Genomic DNA, 18,627 nt, shown 5'->3' with positions numbered 1-18,627 from the left:
GGTTAAAGGGCGCGTTTCCTACCACTCGACGCCGGCGGGGTCGTCCCACTTGTCATCCGGCTCGAAGTCCGTGGTCTCCGGTTCAGGATCGGCCGGCTCGCGAAGCTGGACGAACGCTCGGGCCGAGGCGGCGAGCCAGAAGACGTTCGCGACCGCCGCAAAGGCGATCGAGACGACGGTCCCGACGACCGAGACCATCGCTCCCGCGACGGGAAGCGCCGAGAGGGCAAGCGCGCCGAGCGAGCCTGCCAGCGAGATCGCGACGTAGACGACGACCGCGCCGAGCAGTACCCCGAGGATCGCGACCCGATCGCCACGCGAGAGCCGCCAGCTCTCGATCATCGAGTCGATCGCGTTGCGGTCCTCGATGGCGATCAGCGGCCGGACGAAGTAGAAACAGATCGCGAGGAAGATCCCCGGGAGAACGAGGGCGACGAACCCGATGGTGATGAGCGTGAGGACCACGATCCGGGCGAAGACCTCGTTGACCGTCGCGAACGCCAGCCGTCGCGAGAGCAGGTCGTCGGGGATCCCGCTCGTGTGCTCGCTCGCCATGACGCGCACGGCGAGGACGCTCGTCGCGGCCCACGCGAGCAGCCAGATCAGAAGGAGGAGGGTAATGACCGCGCCGGGGAGATCGAGAGCGAGCGGCGTCGCCCCTTCGGGCAGGGTAGTCGGCGGAGGCTGGCCCGTCTCGGCGGCCAACTCTGCGGTGAGGGCTTCGAGCGCGACCGTCGCGCTGTCGAGGGCGACGTTTCCGACGACCGCGATCAGCGCGAAGGCGACGACGAAGGCGAGGCCATTGCGACTCGCCAGTCGGCCGAGCCCTTCTTTCAGGGCCCGCGAAACGTCGAGTTCCATACTAGTCGCTTCCTCGTCGATACAATAAACCTGCCCGGTTCAGGGCCAGTCGTCCCGTTCGTCCTCCGTGGGTTCCGGTTCGGGGGCGTCGGCCGCGAGATCCCAGCCCGCCGCATCGGCGGCGTCCTCGACGGGCAGGTACTCCCAGCCGACGCGCTCTGCGAGTTCGCGGTCGTCATCGCCCGTGCCGACGAAGACGTGCCGGTCGGTGTCGAACTGCTCGCGAACGCTCTCCAGACTCTCCTCGCGTCCGCGCGGGCCCGAGAAGAAGTCCTGTCGGATCCGGTGTTTGCGCGTGAAGTTCGTCACGACGTAGGTCGGCTTCTCGCTGACGACCCCGACGTACTCGGTCCACTGCCGGGCGTCGGTGAACACGCGGTCAGGTTCGGCCAGTTCCTGTAAGGCCGCCAGGTCGAACGCGAGGGTCATGTCGGCGTCCCCGTTCATACCCGTACTCCGCCGGGGCGACCGAAAACGGTACCGCTTCCTACTCTAGCCTGTTCATCTCGTCCTCGGAGAGTTCGATCCCCGAGGCCGCGACGTTCTCCTCCAGATGGTCGACGCTCGAGGTTCCCGGGATCGGCAGCGTCACCGGCGAACGCTGGAGCAGCCACGCCAGCGCGATCTGCGAGTCGCTCGCGTCGTGGGCCTCGGCGATCTCCGCGACGACGTCGGCCTTGTCCCCGAAGTCGTCGTCGCCCGAGCCGATGGGCGACCACGGGATGAAGCCGACCCCGGCGTACTCACACGCTTCGAGTACATCCTCGTCGCTCCGGTCGCCGACGTTGAACTCGTTCTGGACGGTCGCGACCTCGACGATGTCGCATGCGGTCTCCAACTGTTCGACCGAGACGTTGCTCACGCCGACGTGCTCGATCAGCCCTCGATCCTTGAACTCCGCTAGCTGCTGGACCGACTCCTCGAAGGGCACCTCGGGGTCGGGCCGGTGGAACTGATAGAGGTCGATCGAGTCGACGCCGAGGCGATCCAGACTCCCCATCAGGGCGTTCTGGAGGTACTCGGGGTCGCCACAGGGCGGCCAACTCCCGTCCAGCGTGCGCCAGAGCCCGCCCTTGGTGGCGACGACGACGTCTTCGTAGTCCGGTCCGTAAGTCTCGCCGATCAGACGCTCGCTGACTGCGGGACCGTAGGAATCGGCCGTGTCCACGAAATCGACACCGATCTCGCGGGCGCGTTCGAGGACCTCCCGAGCCACCTCCTCGTCCTCGGGCGGGCCGATGATCTCCTCGCCGGTGATCCGCATCGCGCCGAATCCGAGTCGGTGGACGGTCAACTCGCCGCCGATGTCGAACGTGTCGCTCTCGTTTTCTACCATCGCCTCGGAACACGGGCCCCGGGGACTTCGGTGTGCGGCTTGAAGCGGGCTTACCAGTAGTCGTAACGTGATTTCGTCGTTCCGATATGGGCTGATCCAGCGAACTGGTATGTATCGCTGCGAACGGAACGTTAAGTGGTCTATCAGATACCGGTGATACCGCGAGAGTCGTGTTGAACACAGGGCACGAGTCAGTCACTGGCGATTGCGTCCTCTGCCTCGATCAGAATTGCTACAAACAGAGTCCTTTATCGTTACAGGGGAAGGATGTACGCACCGATGGGAGTCCCTGAGATAGGTCCGGCCGTGGCATTCGGATCGCTGACGATGGTTTCGTGGGGGATCTGGATCGTCATAGGGAACGCTGCCTCGGAATCCATCGACCCGACGACGGCTGCCGCCATATCGTATCTCGTCGCAACCTTCCTTGCAGTCGGGTTCGTTCTCGTGTCAGGTGCCTCGCTGGCCATCACGCCACGGGGCGGGGCGCTCGCTGGCGTGGCTGGACTGTTCGCCGGAATCGGCTTCGTCTCGATGTACGTCGGTCTCTCACAGGGATCAACGACGGTCGTTTCGACCCTCGGAGCCATGTATTTCGTCGTCGCAGCGTTCATCGGGATGGTTGCGCTCGGAGACGAGATCACCACGACGAGAGTCGCAGGGCTCCTGCTCGCAGGTGTCGCTGTCGTCCTCGTGGCTCAATAAACAAGCCGCTCGCACTTCGCCCAGAGGGACGATCAGTTGACGAGTTCGGCGACGATCGTTCGTCGTTTCAGAACACCGAACCCCGCTGCAATCAATACGAAGCCCACGAGTGCTAACGACGGGAGCGCCTCGCCGAACAGCACGTACCCCGCTACGATCGCCACGACCGGGAAGAGATAGTGGATCAGGTTGGTCTCCACGGCAGATCGCCGGTCGATGAGGATGAAGTAGATGACGTATGCGAGCGCGGTCGAGGCCACCGTCAGATACCCGAGGGCGAGTACGACCGTGGCGTTTACTGTCACGTCCGCCGGCGACTCGCCAATGACTGGACTGAACGCGTGCATCAGTCCGGCGCCGAGAAGCATCGACCATGCGGTCACTGCAGGGGTAGAGATACCGTTCTCTGCCCGTCGGATCAGGACACTTCCCAGCGCGGTTCCGATTGCCGAAACGAATATCACCAGTTTACCGACGGCGCCCTGGTTGACGAGCGAGGTGGCTCCGGGCACTAAGGTGAGGAGTACACCCACGAACCCGATACCGAGCCCCACGAGGCTCTCCCTCGTCACCCGGTCTTCGGGGATGAGCACCCACGACCAAGCAGCGGTCAACAGCGGGATGAGGCTGGCCATCAATCCGGAGAGGGCGCTCGTAGTGAGCGCCTGACCGATGTACCAGATGCCCTGTCCGAACGGGAAAAACAGCGCCCCACCACCCACGATAGCGAGCAGATCACCGCGAGTGGATGGCCGCCAGCTATCGGTGGTCATGATGGCGTACCCCAATAGAAACACCCCGGCGAGGTCAAACCGGAACGCCGCGATTAGCAACGGAGGCATGTAGGAGAGGGCTGTCTCGACGGCAGGAAACGCTCCACCCCCCATCAACGAAAGGGCGACGAACAGCGCGAGATCGCGGCGCTGGGTCGGATCCACGACCGAATACTCGAAAGGAGGAGTCATAAAAGCAGGCCCGGTCGTTGACACCTGTAGCGTCGATGGGCCGACTGGGCCCCAGAGATACTGCCAGATAAATCGGCCGTAGACGAGCGTCGGAAACGCGAGAATCGCCAAACCGACGAGCACGACCGGGGCGAAGAGATACAACAGCCACCATTCACGTGTGCCGGTGTCGGGGAGCGCGGTTTCTACACGTCCGCTGGCTCACGACTCGCTCACATCCAGTCGCCACGTCGTACTCTTCGAGCGACACGCCGCTGAGTTCCTCCTCGACTGGCTGAGATACTGGGCGGCAGCTTTCGGTGGTGCGTTTAGACCACTGGCGATCTCACAAGCGCGGGTACGTCGGCTCAGTGCTGGCCGTCTCAACGAGATACGCGTGCAGCGTTTGGCGGGAAATGTTGGACATCGGTCGAGCGGGTGACGTTCAGCGGAGTCGACCGAGCAACTCGTAATCGTGGTCGGGGGTGTACCGGCGGAACAGCAGGCTGTTCGACAGCACCGACACGCTAGAGAACGCCATCGCACCAGCGGCGAGCACGGGCTGGAGTAGACCCATCGACGCCAGCGGGATCATCGCCGTGTTGTACCCGAGCGCCCACACGAGGTTCTGCTTGATCTTTTTGAGCGTCGCGTCCGAGATACGGATGGCCTTCACCACGTCGAGCGGGTCGTCGCGCATCAGCGTGACGTCCGCCGCCTCGATGGCCACGTCCGTGCCCGAGCCGATGGCAGTCCCGACGTAGGCGACGGCGAGCGCTGGCGCGTCGTTGACGCCGTCGCCCACCATCATCGCCTTGCGCCCCCCGTCTTGGATGGCCTCGACGGCATCGGACTTGTCCTCGGGGAGGACCTCCGCGTGGACGTTCTCGGGGTCAATCCCGACCTGCTCGGCGACAGCACGGGCCGTCCGCTCGTTGTCGCCCGTGATCATCATCACGTCGACGCCGCGCTCTTGCAGTTGGCTCACGGCGTCCTTCGCACTCTCTTTGATCGTATCGGCATCGGCGACCACGCCGACGAGTTCACCCTCTGCTCGCGGCGAACCGCCGCTCGCATCGCGGTTCTCGCTCCGCTCCGAACCGCGCAATGCGACCAGCATCGCCGTCTTCCCCTCGTTCTCGAGGCGTTCCATCGTCTCCTGAGCTGGCGAAGGGTCGATCCCGTTGTCACGGAGGAGCTTCCGATTGCCGACCAGCACCTCGTCGTCACCGACAGTCGCTTCGATACCGTGTCCGGGGACGTTCTCGAAGTCGTCGGGGTCGGTCACGTCGAGACCGCGGTCTTCGGCCCCGTTGACGATGGCCCGGGCGAGCGGGTGTTCGCTCCCGCTCTCGGCGGTGGCCGCGAGTCGAAGCACGTCGTCCTCGCTGAGGCGCTCCTGTGCAATTAGCTGGCCCCCATCGGTAGCGGGATCCCCGCCGTCCGCGACGGGCTGGCCGTCGCCATTGAAGACGACCACGTCGGTCAGTTCCATTTCGCCTTTCGTGAGCGTCCCTGTCTTGTCGAAGACAACGGTGTCGATGTCTTTCGCGCGCTCAAGGACGTCGCCGCCCTTGAACAGGACGCCGTTCTGTGCACCAAGGGTCGTCCCGACCATCGTCGCAGCGGGCGTCGCCAATCCCAGCGCACAGGGACAGGCGATCAACACGGCGGATGCGAACACGATGATCGCGAACTCGAAGACCGAGACCCCGCCGGCGGCGACGGGACCGCCCGCAACGAGGCCCCACAGTGGGAGCCCGTTGACGACCCCGGCGAGGACCGCGGGGAACAGGTACCAGACGACGCCCCACAGCAGGGCATTCAGGATGACTGCGGGCACGAAGTACGCCGAGATGCGGTCGGCGAGGTTCTGGATGTCGGGCTGGCGCGACTGCGCTTCCTTCACCGTTTGAACGATCTGCTGGAGGGCCGTGTTCTTCCCGACCTTCGTCGCTTCGATGACGAGGACGCCGTTCTCGTTGATCGTGGAACCGACGACTTCGTCGCCCTCGCTCTTCTCGACGGGGACGGACTCGCCAGTGACCATCGACTCGTCGACCGCGCTCTGCCCGTCGGCGACGATGCCGTCCGTCGGAATCTGTTCGCCGGGGCGGACCTTCATCCGGTCGCCGACCTCGACGTCTTCGAGCGGAACTTCCTTTTCGTTTCCATGGTCGTCAATGACGGTAGCGGTGTCTGCCTCCATCTCGAGGAGCTTCCGGAGCGCCTCGCCGGCCTGGCCCTTCGAGCGGGCCTCGAGGTAGTTGCCGAGCGTGATGAACACGAGGATGAACGCCGCCGTGTCGAAGTACAGCCCACCAGCGATCATCCCGAGCAAGACCGCCACGGAGTAGACGTACGCGGTGGTCGAGCCCAGCGCGATCAGCACGTCCATGTTGGCACGGCCGTTCTTGACGAGCGCCTTGTAGGAGTTCCTGTAGAACGGCTTGCCGAGCACCAGCTGGACGGGCGTCGCCAGCGCGAACGCGATCCATCCGGACGGAAGGCCGAAGAGCTCGTCTCCGACGAGCCTGAGCGCCAGCAGGTGATCGGCCATGAACACCAGCAGGGGCAGGGACAGTACGGCGCCGAACAGCGTCAGGCGCAACTGTCGTCTGATCTCGTCTTGCCGGGCGGCCTCTCGGGCATCTCCTTCCGACCCGTCCTCGGTTTCAGCGTCCTCGCGGACGGGCGAGTAACCCGCGTCCTCGATGGCGTCGTAGAAGTCCGTGCGGCTCGCCTCGGCCGGGTTGTACGTGACCTGTGCCTCGTCGGCCGCGAAGTTCACGTCCGCCGTGACGACGCCCTGCGTCCGCTCGAGTGCGTCCTGCACCGTGTCCGAGCAGTTCGCACACGACATGTCCGTAATGCCGATCGTCACCGAACCCGTGATTGGCGTGTATCCAGCCTCCTCGATGGCGTCGAAGATCCGAGCGAGTGAGATCTCGTCCGGGTCGTACTCGACACTCCCCTCGTCGGTCGCGAAATTGATGTTCGCGTTCGAGACGCCGTCTAGGGACGTGACGGCGTCGGCGATGGTCTGCGAACAGTTCGCGCAGCTCATCCCCTGGATGTCGATTTGGCTTCGGCGCTGATTCATTAGATACTCATACGGGCCCCTCGTTCAATCGGTTTCCCCTTTCAAATGTTCGGTGACAAAGCGTCTAAAGTTTCGAATTCAAACCAGTCTGGCGAACGCACCCTCGAATCAATCGTATCCCGGCTGAAGCTGCTCGTATCGTTCCGCCAATCGGGACTCACACGACGGACAACAGAACTGGTACAACTCCCCGCCGATGCGGGTCGTTGTCCCCTCGCCGCGCCGAGTTCGCGCCGCTTGCCGAGCGGCACGCACAGCGCTGTAACTCTTTGACGGTGCCTGAGACACCACAGTCCGACTTCACGAGTCGGACTCCCGAGTTGCGAATCTAGATGGTATAACTGGGTGAGGAGTGTACCACGGATCTATATATCTGTGACCCTATACTAGTCTGCCGGTAGGGACCGGTTGTCAGAGGCACAACTATCCCCGTCTCAATTAAGCGATTGTCAGCCGGGGAAGGATGAGCTCATCCACGAGCCGACTCAGGGTGATGTCAGAGGCAGTCTGAGTCGAGATCGCCTTCCTCCCCTGGGATCCATCACGCCATGAGCGCACAGTGTGACGGTCCATCTACTCTATCGGCCTCCTCCAATACCAATCACCCACTTGGTCAACCAAGCTTAAGATTCAAACGACAATAAAAAGTGTTGGATTTAGTCTACTGACCACACACCCTCTGTGCCACGAGGCTGCGTACCGTCGTACGTTCCGTACGGCGACTGTGACAGACACATCATTTCCTTCGTGAGATAGCCGCAGTCTTCGATTTTCATAATCATTGGTAGCGGGTGGATCGGCTGAGAGGCACTGTGTTGCGTCTCGAGCGACGTCTCTGTGGAGTTGATCGGGATTTACCCGAAAAACGCACTCACTACGCACGTAGCGTACTACGGGTTCGAGATCAGTCGCCGCCGAGTTCGTTCCTCGTGGTTCATGATCGACTCTGTTTCGACTATTCGATTGGCGAGTTCATCTATCCAAACATATAGCACGTTTCCTGCACTACTGAGACATGGCTATCCAGTCGTGATAGTCCGGGGAAAACGGGCGGTGTGTCAGAGGCACCCGTGAACGCCCCATCACGTAAACCATGAGCGCAGGGGGGTGCTGTCTTCTACTCCCCTCCTCCCATCTGTGAAAGGCGTTCACTCGTAGGTAGGAGATTTGAGGCAGAAAGCAGTAGGGTTGACGAGGAAATACGTTTATATGAGTGGATCTCCGACGAGTGTACCAGCCACAGCTGCTCATGAGTATCATCGCCGAATTCACCGTTCCGGCGGAACAGTTCGCATTGTATGAGACACTGTGTCGGGCGACGGAGATGGTCGTTGAGGTCGAGCGCGTCGTCACGCATGGGCCTGATCGGATTATGCCCTATTTTTGGACGAGGGATGGGGATCGGGAGACGTTCGAGACGGCAGCGAGGAACGATCCCTCCGTCGAAGATCTCACGAAACTCGATGAGTTGGATCAAGCGGTGCTCTATCGGGCGAATTGGATCCAAGACGTCGAGTCAGTTGTGTACGCGTACACAGAGACAGGAGCGATACTGCTCGATGCAACAGGGCAGAACGAGCGATGGGAGCTGCAATTACGATTCGATTCAGAGGGCGACGTTACACAGTTTAACAACTATATTGACGAGAGCGAGTTCGTCCTCGATCTCACTCGCCTGTATCATCCATCACATCCGACAACAGATTCTCACTGCCCACTGACGGAGGTACAGCGAGAAACGCTCGTTGCAGGATTGAAATCGGGCTACTACGAGATTCCCCGCGAGACAACGCCGAGTGAGTTGGCCGAGCAGTTCGGGATTTCCCGACAAGCGCTCTCGAAGCGATTTAGACGAGTACACAAGACGTTAGCAGAGAACGAGGTCAATGCATCTCTTGATGGCGTGGATTAACTTCTCGAGCGGTATCTCCTACGTCATCGGGTCATCTATCAGATCTACCATCCTCTCTGAGTAGTGCTCGCCACTCGAGTCCAGCGGCGAGCCGAACGGTAGTGGTCGCAATGGCTAACCCCATACGGATCCTACACGATTACTCATGACTCATCGGAACGAGTGGCTCCGTGGCTTCACAGACGGCGTGCGTTCACTTGACTCCGGAGAGATCGCCAAATTCGTCTTCTATGCGTACGATGACCTCTTCCTCTCGCTGACGTCGAGACATCCCTTCGGGACGAACGTCTTTGAAAAAGAGTGGGACGTTCTCGTGGTACTCGATGCGTGTCGAACCGATGCGCTTCACGAGGTCGCCCCCGAGTATCCATTTCTAGGCGATCTCGGATCGATTTGGTCCGTTGGCTCGACGTCACACGAATGGTATGTCAAAACGTTCGTAGAGGAATACCGCGAAATCCTCGCTGAGACGGCCCTTATTTCGTCAAATCCGTTCGCAGAACACACGCTGGTCAATGGCGAGTATCCCCCCAGACATCCTCGCCCATTTGACCTCACTGCTTGGAGGACAGTATCCGACGGGGATCTGGCGTATTTCGAACAAACCCGCCGACACGACCGGCCGTTCGCTGACGTCACTGACCTGGCACCTCATTCGACAGCGGTCCAGGACCCCTCGTACGTCACGGATCGGGCAATCGTTGCTGGCCGCGAGGAGTTCGGGAAGGTCGTCGTTCATTACTTTCAACCCCATCGGCCCTTTATCCACAACCTCGTCACGAATAACGCGCGTATGACAGTGCTCGAAGACGAACCGTATGAGGCCGGCCGATCAGGCAACGCTGATATCACCGATATCTGGCCGTTGTATCTCGACAACCTTCGGCTGGTCCTCGATTCGGTTGGGGAATTACTCGAGAACATCGATGGCACCGTTGCCCTCACCGCGGACCATGGCGAACTGTTCGGTGAGTTCCATCAGTACGGACACTTCCAGAGCATCCCCCATCCAAAACTGAAGAAGGTTCCCTGGGTAGAGATGAGTGGGACGGACACGAAGACCAGACAACCAGAGCGTGCCTTTTCGCCGATTGAAAAACACGGGCTCAATGAACGACTGACAGACCTCGGGTATCGATGACGTACTATCTTATTGATACCTCCATTATCTGTTGATTTAGAGCAGTACAACTACAAGTCGAGAGTTGCCGGTTCTCAGGACTGATCGGAAGCGGTAACGGTTCCTCGTCGGTAGTGATCTATGCGATTTTCGAGGGCCAAACGCCCCCCAAGGACGACAACCCATCGGCCTACAAGACCGATTCCGTACGCGAGTGATCAGAATCGAAACTACGACCGTCAGCATGCCCGTGGGTGCACCGACGCCAACGACCACGAATACCGCGATTGGCCTCCTCACGCCGGTAGTGTCACAGCGTACCAAGCAAAAGTTCACTTGGACTATTTCAACTATATGTGTTCTTTTTTACCCACAATAACTATATTACTAATGAAATTAAATAAAATTATTATTTTTTTAATAGAATATAATTAACGCTATTACACGGGAGAACGACCATCGATTGTTGATGGTTAACAACAAACCGGGTCCCGGAGAGATCACAGAGCCAGAAGGAGGGAGGGCACAAAAACGATCCAAGAGGTTCGAGGTCCTCGATGATCGGCCCGTCAACGAGGACGGGATCGTCGAAGAGTGGCCAGAAGTGGGATTCGTCGCGATGGAATCCCCTGATGATCCGGACCCCTCGATAACAGTCGAAGACGGAACGATCGTCGAAATGGACGGAATTGAACGCGACGAGTTCGATTTCGTCGATCAGTTCATCGCCGACTACGCGATCGATCCGGAAGTGGCTGAAGAGGCACTCGAAATCGACTCGGTCGAGTTCGCGCACATGCTGGCGGACATCAACGTCCCACGCGAGGAGATCAAACGGCTGGCGACCGGGATGACGCCGGCGAAGCTCACCGAGGTCGTCAACCAGATGAACACCGTGGAGATGATGATGGCCCTCCAGAAGGTGCGCACCCGCAAAAACCCCGGAAACCAGTGTCACGTCACGAGCGTGAAGGACCATCCCGCACAGCTGGTCGCCGATGCGGCCGAATCCGCCCTTCGGGGATTCGACGAAGCCGAGACGACGGTCGGGATCACGCGTATCGCACCGTTCAATGCACTCTCGCTGTTGATCGGGACCCAATGTGGCCGAGGTGGCGTCCTGACCCAGTGTGCCGTCGAGGAGGCGACCGAACTCGAACTGGGTATGCGCGGGATGACCAGTTACGCCGAGACCGTCTCCGTCTACGGCACCGAGGACGTGTTCAAAGACGGCGACGACACCCCGTACTCGAAGGCGTTTCTCGCCTCCGGCTACGCTTCGCGCGGGGTGAAGATGCGATTTACGTCGGGATCGGGCTCCGAGGTGAACATGGGCCAAGCGGAGGGCAAATCCATGCTGTACCTCGAGACGAAATGCGTGCTGGTGACGAAGGGCTGTGGCGTCCAGGGGCTCCAGAACGGGTCGATCAGCACCGTCGCGATCCCAGCGGCGGTTCCCTCCGGGCTCCGGTGTATCCTCGCGGAGAACCTCATCGCGGGGATGGTCGACCTGGAGATGGCCTCCGGGAACGACCAGACCTTCACGCATTCGGAGACGCGCCGGACGGCCCATATGATCCCCCAGATGTTTCCCGGGACCGACTTCATCTTCTCGGGCTACAGCGCCGTGCCGAACTACGACGACATGTTCGCCGGCTCCACGTTTGATTCGTCGGATTTCGACGACTACAACCTCATTCAACGGGACTTCAAGGTCGACGGCGGGACCAAAGACGTCGAAGAAGAGGAGGTCATCAAGTATCGCAACCGGGCGGTCAAAGCCCTGCAAGCGGTCTTTGAGGAACTGGGCTTTCCGCCGATCACCGATGAGGAAGTCGAGGCCGCGACGTACGCTGACGGCAGCGACGACATGCCCGATCGGAATCAGGCCCAGGACATCGACGCCGCACAGGAGATGATGGAACGGGAGATCACCGGCGCCGATATCGTCTCCATCCTGGTCGACCGCGGGTTCGAGGAGATCGCGGAGAACATTCTCGGCGTGCTCAAATCGCGCGTCTCCGGCGATTACCTCCACACGTCGGCGATCCTCGACGAGGATTTCAACGTCGTGAGCGCGGTGAACAACCCGAACGACTACGAAGGCCCCGGCACCGGCTACCGGATGAGCGAGGAGCGCTGGGAGGAGATCAAGAACTACCGCCATGCCGTTGACCCAAAGGACGTCTAATATGCCTCTCAGCACTCGCTGCAGCGAGCGTCGGGGATCGCCGGCCGAGCACGAACGAACACGAGCACGAGGACGAGGACAGTCACTACCATGAGCCAAGCGACACAACGGGAACGAACGGTCACATTGGAAGACGCCGGCCCAGCCGAGAAGGGAACGGCTCCGGACGAAGTCATCATCGCCCTGAGCCCGGGCTTTGGCGAGATCAGTACGGAAACACTCTCCGGAGTTTCCCACGCCGAAATTCTCCGTGAGACGATGGCCGGTATCGAAGAAGAAGGCGCCTCGATGCGTGTCGTTCGGGTGTACGATACCGTCGATTTGGGGCGAATGGGGCTCGTCTCCTCGAACCTCAGCGGGTCCGGTATCAGTATCGCGATTCAATCGAGAGGGACCACCCTGATTCACCAAGAAGACCTGTTGCAACTCGACAATCTGGAGCTTTTTCCCCAAGGGCCGCTACTGGTGCCCGAGACGTTCCGCGCGATCGGGCGAAACGCCGCTCGGTACGCGAAAGGGGAGAGTCCCGCACCGGTCACGGTCGAAAACGACCCGATGACGCGACCGAAGTTCCAGGCGATGGCGGCGATCTGGCACATCAAAGAGACACAGTGTCTCGACGAGGAGCGTGGACAGATCGAACTAGACATCGACTTCAGCTAATACACTACTAATGAGCAATCCAGACGAGATCGAATACCCGCTGTCCGACAACCCGGAACAGGTCGAAACGCCGAACGGAACGGCGCTTTCGGAGATCACGCTCGATGCGGTCGTCGATGGCGATATCGACGGCGACGATATCGCGATCTCACCGAATACCCTCGAAAAGCAAGCACAGGTAGCCGAACAGGAAGGACGACCACAGTTAGCGGAGAACTTCCGACGAGCGGCCGAGCTGACGGCGATTCCCGACGAGCGCATCCTCGAGATCTACAACGCCCTTCGGCCCAGCGGGGCGGACAAGGAGACGCTCGAAGCGATGGCCGACGAACTCGAAACCGAGTACGACGCTCAGATCAACGCCGCACTGGTTCGAGAGGCGATCGAGGTGTACGAAAAGCGCGGCGTCGTCTGAACCGGATCGCGACCGACAGCGCATGGAAACGGGAACGAATTATCAGGGCGGAGCACGACCGGGACTTAATCAGAGAGAACATGGAGTACATCGCAGGCGTAGATATCGGCAATTCGAGTACCGAAGTCGCACTCGTTCGGAACGACGACGGCTACGAGTTCGTCGCAACCAGCCTCTTTCGAACGACCGGACTAAAGGGGACCGTAAAGAACGTCCCCGGGGTGGTAAACGCCCTCGAACGAGCGGCCGAGAAGGTAGAGATCTCCGTCGACGACATCGATCGAATCCTCCTCAACGAAGCCGCGCCGGTTATCGGGGACGTCGCAATGGAGACGATCACGGAGACCGTGATCACGGAATCGACGATGATCGGCCACGATCCATCGACACCGGGCGGGGCCGGGCTGGGGACCGGGACGGTCGTCGATATTACTGCGGATTGTGACACAATCACGGACGAGACGTCGGTGATCGTCGTCGTGCCGTCGGCGGTCGACTTCGCGGACGCCGCCGCGATCATCAACGAGTGGCTCGAATCGGGAACCGACATTCAGGGGGCGATCGTTCAGAAGGACGACGCGGTCCTGATCAACAACCGCATCGACCGGGAGATTCCCATCGTCGACGAAGTGAGTAAGATCGAGGAGGTCCCACGGGGCCAACCGGCCGCCGTCGAGGTCGCGAGCAAAGGCTCCGGCCAAACGATCGACCAGCTCTCGAATCCGTACGGTCTCGCGACCCTCTTCGATCTCTCCGCCGAGGAAACCCAAAAGATCATCCCTGTCTCACGAGCGCTCGTCGGGAACAAATCCGCAGTCGTCATCAAAACACCCGCCGGCGACGTCGAAGAGCGGACGATTCCCGCGGGTTCAGTGACTGTTATCAGTCAACACGGGAATTCGGTGTCGATCGATATCGATCGAGGTGCCGACGAGATCATGGCACAGGTCGAGGACCTCTGGCCGATCGCCGATATTCAGGGAGAGCGTGGATCGAACATCGGCGGTATGTTGAGCCGGGCGCGCGAACAGATGGGTGAGGTAACCGGACAGGAACTCTCGGAGATCAACATTCGGGACATCATGGCGGTCGATACGCTCGTCCCGCAAGCCGTCGAGGGATCGGTTGCCAGCGAACACAGCATGGAGACGGCCGTCGGGCTGGCGGCGATGGTCAAAACGAGCGAACTCCCCATGCAACAGATCGCCGACGAGGTCGAAAACCGGTTGGGAACGACGGTCCACATCCAGGGCATCGAGGCGAACATGGCGGTTTTGGGTTCGCTCACTACCCCTGGAACGGACGTTCCGTTCGCCATTCTCGATATGGGTGGTGGCTCCACTGATGCTGCCTACATCAATCCGGACAACGAGATCAGTTCGATTCACCTCGCTGGAGCGGGCGATATGGTGACGATGCTGATCGCCTCGGAACTCGGGCTTGACGACTGGGAACTCGCCGAAGGACTCAAGAAACATCCCGTCGCAAAAGTCGAGACGCTGTTCAGCATCCGCCACGAGGACGGTACCGTCACCTTCCTCGACGAGGCGGTTGATTCGGAGACGTTCGGACGGATCGTTCTCCTCAGGGACGATGACGACATGGAACCCGTTAGTATCGACGAATCCGTAGAGAAGGTTCGGCGTACCCGACGGCAGGCCAAAGAGCGAGTATTCGTTGCGAACGCCAAACGTGCATTACGGCAGACCTCACCCACGGAAAGCGTCCGATACCACTCGTTTGTCGTGATGGTCGGACGATCCGCGCTCGATTTCGAGATCCCGGAGATGATCTCCGATGCGCTCGCCGAATACGGCATCGTCTGTGGCCGAGGGAACATTCGTAGCACGACCGGTCCACGAAACGCAGTCGCGACCGGGCTGTGCCTCTCCTACGTCGGCGATCAAACGTCGCTTGACGGGACAGTCCCCGACGGCCTCGCGAAATCCGTTGGCGTGGCCGAACTCGCCAGCGACACTCACCCATGAACCTTCGATCGCTACCCCGGAGGTGGACCACGTGAGTACCTCCCGACGGTCGGAACCATCGGACGGTGATGTCCCACGGATCAGTATTCAGTATTGTGGGCCGAAGCCGGCGACTGTCGAGTATATCGAGTATGGTATCGAAGAGGAGGGCGTTCCATGGAGGAGCCGATCTATTGCGGACGAACCTCCCTCCGGAAGGACCGCCACCGAAGTCGCATATCGAGCGGCTTCGGACTCGGGATTGAAAATCGGAATCGGGATCGCCCCGGACGGTACCCATACGATCCATCATGCTCGCCTCCCACCGGAGGACCCGATCGCAAACGTCACCCCCACAACGAATGCACAAGCGAGGACGATCGGGACGAACGCGGCCCGACTGGCCAAACGGATGCCGCTCGAACCGATCGAATAGTCCCCCTCTTTGTGTCTCCGGATTCGAAGCGATAGTTCGTAGCGAATCACCGGGCCATAGCGGCCGTCCGTCGTACCTCGTTGATGACTATCTAGAGGTGGGGATGAGCGTCAACCGCTCGCATATGCCGACACCCGATCGTCCCGACGCCGATATCGGTACTACGACACGTACACCCGGATACCGTCCCACCCGAGAGTTCGACGGTGTACGTTCCGGTATCGTTTCGGCGTGATGTCACACGGACGATCCCGTCGCCACTCAACACGAACCGAAACAGCATCGAATACCGGTCCCAGGTATTCGGCTTGTTTCGATCGATCGTTTCTAGTATCCTCTCTATCGGTTCGCTTGGAGGGTTCCGTTCGGTCATGAGTCCCTCTCGTTCTCGGCGACCAATGATCCTTCCGTCGTTCAGATCCACCGTATTCGTTCGATTATTGCCGTCCATCGCGAGTACGCGACAGGTGGCTATTCGAGTGCGTCGAGACCCGCTCGAGCGACCGTCATGTCTTCGTCGGGCGACCCACCACTCACGCCGATCGCCCCGATCACGCTCCCGCCGGATTCGATCGGGAACCCACCGCCGAACGTCACGATACGACCGTCATTGGTGGTCCCGATACCGAACAGGGGCGCTCCGGGTTGGGCGGCCTCCCCGATCTCGTCCGTCGGCATCTTCAGGGTCACCGCACTGTACGCTTTGTTCCGTGCGATCGAGATACTCGCAAGCAACGCACCATCGACGCGATGGAACCCCACCAAGTTCGCTCCCCCGTCGACGACCGCGATACACATCGGTACGCCGATCTCGTCGGATCGTTCTTCTGCCGCCCGAATCATCCCCTTTGCATCGTCGAGTGTTATCTCATCCATAGTGTCACTAACTACGAGACGACCCGTAGTTCGATCCGATAACGAACCCCATCGTAGTATAACTACGCGTTGTGTGTTCTCGATTGACGACCGAACCGGCACGCGACATTGTCGTCGGTGCCGACCGGAGAGCACTGGTGGCCTATCCGTTCCTTTCCGGAGCCGCCAGTACTCGTTGGTTTGAGTCGCCGCGCAACGGTCTCGATCCGATCGTTGCGGTCGAGCACTGTCGTCATTGACACGACCGTCCTATTGAAGACACTAGTCGCTACTGTCCTCGTAGGGACACTCCGGTGGGAACACTAAGTAGTAACTTCATACGTTTCGTACGATGTGCTATGGCACCAGAGACGGGCGAGGACTGGGTTCGCGTATGGCTCGTTGAGCGTGGCTACAACGACCGGGATCTCATCATCCTCAAATACGCGACACCGAACGGGGAGCGAGTCTTCCGAAGGGAGGTCGCCTCACAAGCGCTCGATACGGTGACTGCTGCGAAGGACGTTTCTCCTGATGACCTCGGACGCGTTGATGAACCCGACGTACAGGAGCGCTACGCCGCTGAAGTGACACGAATGAAGGAGAAACACGAGCCGGACGATCCGGTGTAATCGATCCCGGCGAACAGGGAAGCGACCGCTCTCGACAGGGCGAACCACCGTCCGAGACACGATAGCGGTCGGTTGGCGGTGGGCGTGCAGCTATTTGTGAGTTGACGTGTGAGTACGAACCATGGTAGTTCTGCAGCTCGGGGATCCTCCGTGGGATCGTCGTCCATTCGGTGCGTGGCGTACGGACCGTTCTACCCCCGCACTCGGAGGGCGATGAACCGGTGTCCATTCACGTTACTCTCGACGTTATCGCCCTCGTCGCGGCCATCGTCGGCCTTGGCGTGGCAGCGCAGTTTCTCGCCGCGAAGTATCGGGTACCGAGCGTGTTGTTTCTCCTCCTTGCAGGTGTCGCCGTCGGTCCCGAGGGCCTCGGACTGATAAGGCCCGACACCTTCGGCGATTCGCTCTCAACTATCGTCGGCGTGAGCGTCGCCATCATCGTCTTCGAGGGAACGTTTCGCCTCGAATACAGGGCTATTCGAGACGCGTCGAAGGTGGTCGACCGGATGATCACTATCGGGGCGATCATCGCGTTCGTCGGGACAGCACTGACTGTACGCCTCGTGCTGGGAGCGAACTGGGACATCGCGTTTCTCATCGGCGCGCTGCTGATTGCCACCGGGCCGACGGTCGTCGCGCCGGTTCTCGCTGTGGTTCCCGTTCGCGAGGAGGTCGCGACGACGCTCGAAGTCGAGGGAATCGTCAACGACGTGACGGCCGCGGTACTGGCGACCGTCCTCTTCAAGGCGATGACGGCCCAGTACCTCGCACCGCAGGGATACGTGTGGCTTTTCCTCCAGCGTCTCGCATTGGGGATACTCGTTGGAGTCCTGATCGCCGGAGTCGTCTGGTATCTCCTCACACGGGTCGAACTCCCTTCGGAGGCCGCACCACAGACGGCTCGGTTGCTCGCGCTGGCCGGTGCCGTCATCGCGTTTGCCGCCGCCGACTCGGTGTTCTCGGAGGCCGGAATCGTGGCCGCCGCCACTGCGGGGTTCGTTCTCGGAAACCTCGACCTGCCCCATCAGGAGGGAATCCTGCAGTTCAAACGGGACGTAACGGTGTTGGTTCTCTCGTTCGTCTTCATCACGCTTGCAGCGTTGCTCGAGTTCGAGGAACTGTTCGCACTCGGGGTCGCCGGACTCGTGGTTGTCGCGGCCCTGATGACTGTGATCCGTCCGTTGGCTGTCTTCGTTTCGACGGCCGGGACTGGTTTCACGACGAGCGAACGACTGTTTATGAGTTTCGTCGGTCCGCGAGGGATCATCCCGGCGTCGGTCGCGACGTTGTTCGCGGTTCGGCTACAGACGGAGGCACCTCCGTCGGATCCTGCGGGGGCGACGATACTGCTCGGCACCGTCTTCCTCGTTATCCTCGTCACGGTCGTCCTCGAAGCGGGCTTCGCGAGACGGTTCGCCGGTGTGCTTGGAGTGACCGAGTCAGACTAGTGAGTCCCGAATTCGAGTTGTAAGTCTCGAGTACCCCCT

At 60.5% G+C, this 18,627-nt stretch carries 17 protein-coding genes; 10 read left to right on the top strand and 7 right to left on the bottom strand.

Features of this window, described 5'->3' with window-relative positions:
- Window positions 1–18: 18 nt before the first annotated feature.
- From HAPAU_RS07345 to HAPAU_RS07335, 3 genes are read right to left on the bottom strand one after another with little or no spacing between them, the layout of a single operon-like run.
- The gene (locus HAPAU_RS07345) at window positions 19–861 is read right to left on the bottom strand and encodes a hypothetical protein (RefSeq protein ID WP_066381147.1); all 843 of its coding nucleotides are present in this window, start codon (window positions 859–861) and stop codon (window positions 19–21) included.
- Between the two features lie 39 nt (window positions 862–900).
- On the bottom strand, window positions 901–1,308 hold the full coding sequence (locus HAPAU_RS07340; protein WP_066381145.1) for a DUF7124 domain-containing protein: 408 nt from the start codon (window positions 1,306–1,308) through the stop codon (window positions 901–903).
- Window positions 1,309–1,348: 40 nt separating this feature from the next.
- Window positions 1,349–2,197 carry an aldo/keto reductase gene (locus tag HAPAU_RS07335; RefSeq protein ID WP_066381140.1) on the bottom strand — a complete coding sequence of 283 codons (849 nt, stop codon included), beginning with the start codon at window positions 2,195–2,197 and terminating at the stop codon, window positions 1,349–1,351.
- A gap of 279 nt (window positions 2,198–2,476) precedes the next feature.
- Between HAPAU_RS07335 and HAPAU_RS07330 the strand changes: the two genes are divergently transcribed.
- The gene (locus tag HAPAU_RS07330; RefSeq protein ID WP_066381955.1) at window positions 2,477–2,902 is read left to right on the top strand and encodes an EamA family transporter; all 426 of its coding nucleotides are present in this window, start codon (window positions 2,477–2,479) and stop codon (window positions 2,900–2,902) included.
- Between the two features lie 32 nt (window positions 2,903–2,934).
- Here HAPAU_RS07330 and HAPAU_RS07325 read toward each other — a convergent pair whose 3' ends face one another.
- The 3 genes from HAPAU_RS07325 to HAPAU_RS23265 form a co-directional block, all read right to left on the bottom strand.
- Entirely contained in the window at window positions 2,935–3,840 is a 906-nt protein-coding gene (locus tag HAPAU_RS07325; protein WP_211263540.1) for a DMT family transporter, read from the bottom strand.
- A 451-nt stretch (window positions 3,841–4,291) separates the two neighbouring features.
- Window positions 4,292–6,949: a heavy metal translocating P-type ATPase gene (locus tag HAPAU_RS07320; protein WP_066381138.1), complete on the bottom strand. Its 2,658-nt coding sequence runs from the start codon at window positions 6,947–6,949 to the stop codon at window positions 4,292–4,294.
- Window positions 6,950–7,057: 108 nt separating this feature from the next.
- On the bottom strand, window positions 7,058–7,204 hold the full coding sequence (locus HAPAU_RS23265) for a hypothetical protein (protein ID WP_449267234.1): 147 nt from the start codon (window positions 7,202–7,204) through the stop codon (window positions 7,058–7,060).
- Window positions 7,205–8,273: 1,069 nt separating this feature from the next.
- On the opposite strand from HAPAU_RS23265, the gene HAPAU_RS07315 reads away from it, so the two are divergent.
- The 7 genes from HAPAU_RS07315 to HAPAU_RS07285 all read left to right on the top strand — a co-directional run bounded on the left by HAPAU_RS07315 (window position 8,274) and on the right by HAPAU_RS07285 (window position 15,653).
- A complete protein-coding gene (locus tag HAPAU_RS07315) occupies window positions 8,274–8,861 on the top strand; it encodes a helix-turn-helix domain-containing protein (RefSeq protein WP_245634048.1) in 588 nt (195 codons plus the stop codon).
- A 145-nt stretch (window positions 8,862–9,006) separates the two neighbouring features.
- A complete protein-coding gene (locus tag HAPAU_RS22215; RefSeq protein WP_066381135.1) occupies window positions 9,007–10,002 on the top strand; it encodes a hypothetical protein in 996 nt (331 codons plus the stop codon).
- Window positions 10,003–10,450: 448 nt separating this feature from the next.
- Window positions 10,451–12,172 carry a propanediol/glycerol family dehydratase large subunit gene (locus tag HAPAU_RS07305; protein ID WP_066381131.1) on the top strand — a complete coding sequence of 574 codons (1,722 nt, stop codon included), beginning with the start codon at window positions 10,451–10,453 and terminating at the stop codon, window positions 12,170–12,172.
- An 18-nt stretch (window positions 12,173–12,190) separates the two neighbouring features.
- A complete protein-coding gene (locus tag HAPAU_RS07300; RefSeq protein ID WP_368085882.1) occupies window positions 12,191–12,835 on the top strand; it encodes a propanediol/glycerol family dehydratase medium subunit in 645 nt (214 codons plus the stop codon).
- A gap of 10 nt (window positions 12,836–12,845) precedes the next feature.
- Window positions 12,846–13,250: a diol dehydratase small subunit gene (locus HAPAU_RS07295; RefSeq protein ID WP_066381128.1), complete on the top strand. Its 405-nt coding sequence runs from the start codon at window positions 12,846–12,848 to the stop codon at window positions 13,248–13,250.
- A gap of 80 nt (window positions 13,251–13,330) precedes the next feature.
- A complete protein-coding gene (locus HAPAU_RS07290; RefSeq protein ID WP_066381126.1) occupies window positions 13,331–15,238 on the top strand; it encodes a diol dehydratase reactivase subunit alpha in 1,908 nt (635 codons plus the stop codon).
- 22 nt (window positions 15,239–15,260) lie between these two features.
- Window positions 15,261–15,653 carry a glycerol dehydratase reactivase beta/small subunit family protein gene (locus tag HAPAU_RS07285; RefSeq protein ID WP_066381124.1) on the top strand — a complete coding sequence of 131 codons (393 nt, stop codon included), beginning with the start codon at window positions 15,261–15,263 and terminating at the stop codon, window positions 15,651–15,653.
- 471 nt (window positions 15,654–16,124) lie between these two features.
- Here HAPAU_RS07285 and HAPAU_RS07275 read toward each other — a convergent pair whose 3' ends face one another.
- Window positions 16,125–16,529, bottom strand: a complete 405-nt coding sequence (locus HAPAU_RS07275; protein WP_066381120.1) for a GlcG/HbpS family heme-binding protein — start codon at window positions 16,527–16,529, stop codon at window positions 16,125–16,127.
- Between the two features lie 338 nt (window positions 16,530–16,867).
- Here HAPAU_RS07275 and HAPAU_RS07270 point away from each other — a divergent pair, with 338 nt between their 5' ends.
- Together HAPAU_RS07270 and HAPAU_RS07265 are read left to right on the top strand one after the other, a co-directional pair.
- Entirely contained in the window at window positions 16,868–17,140 is a 273-nt protein-coding gene (locus HAPAU_RS07270; protein WP_066381118.1) for a hypothetical protein, read from the top strand.
- Between the two features lie 221 nt (window positions 17,141–17,361).
- Window positions 17,362–18,588: a cation:proton antiporter gene (locus HAPAU_RS07265; protein ID WP_066381116.1), complete on the top strand. Its 1,227-nt coding sequence runs from the start codon at window positions 17,362–17,364 to the stop codon at window positions 18,586–18,588.
- Window positions 18,589–18,627 lie beyond the last annotated feature (39 nt).

The sequence above is a fragment of the Halalkalicoccus paucihalophilus genome (assembly GCF_001593955.1).
In the GTDB taxonomy this organism is placed as follows: Archaea; Halobacteriota; Halobacteria; order Halobacteriales; family Halalkalicoccaceae; genus Halalkalicoccus; species Halalkalicoccus paucihalophilus.
This window is presented reverse-complemented; position numbering and strand designations above follow the sequence as displayed.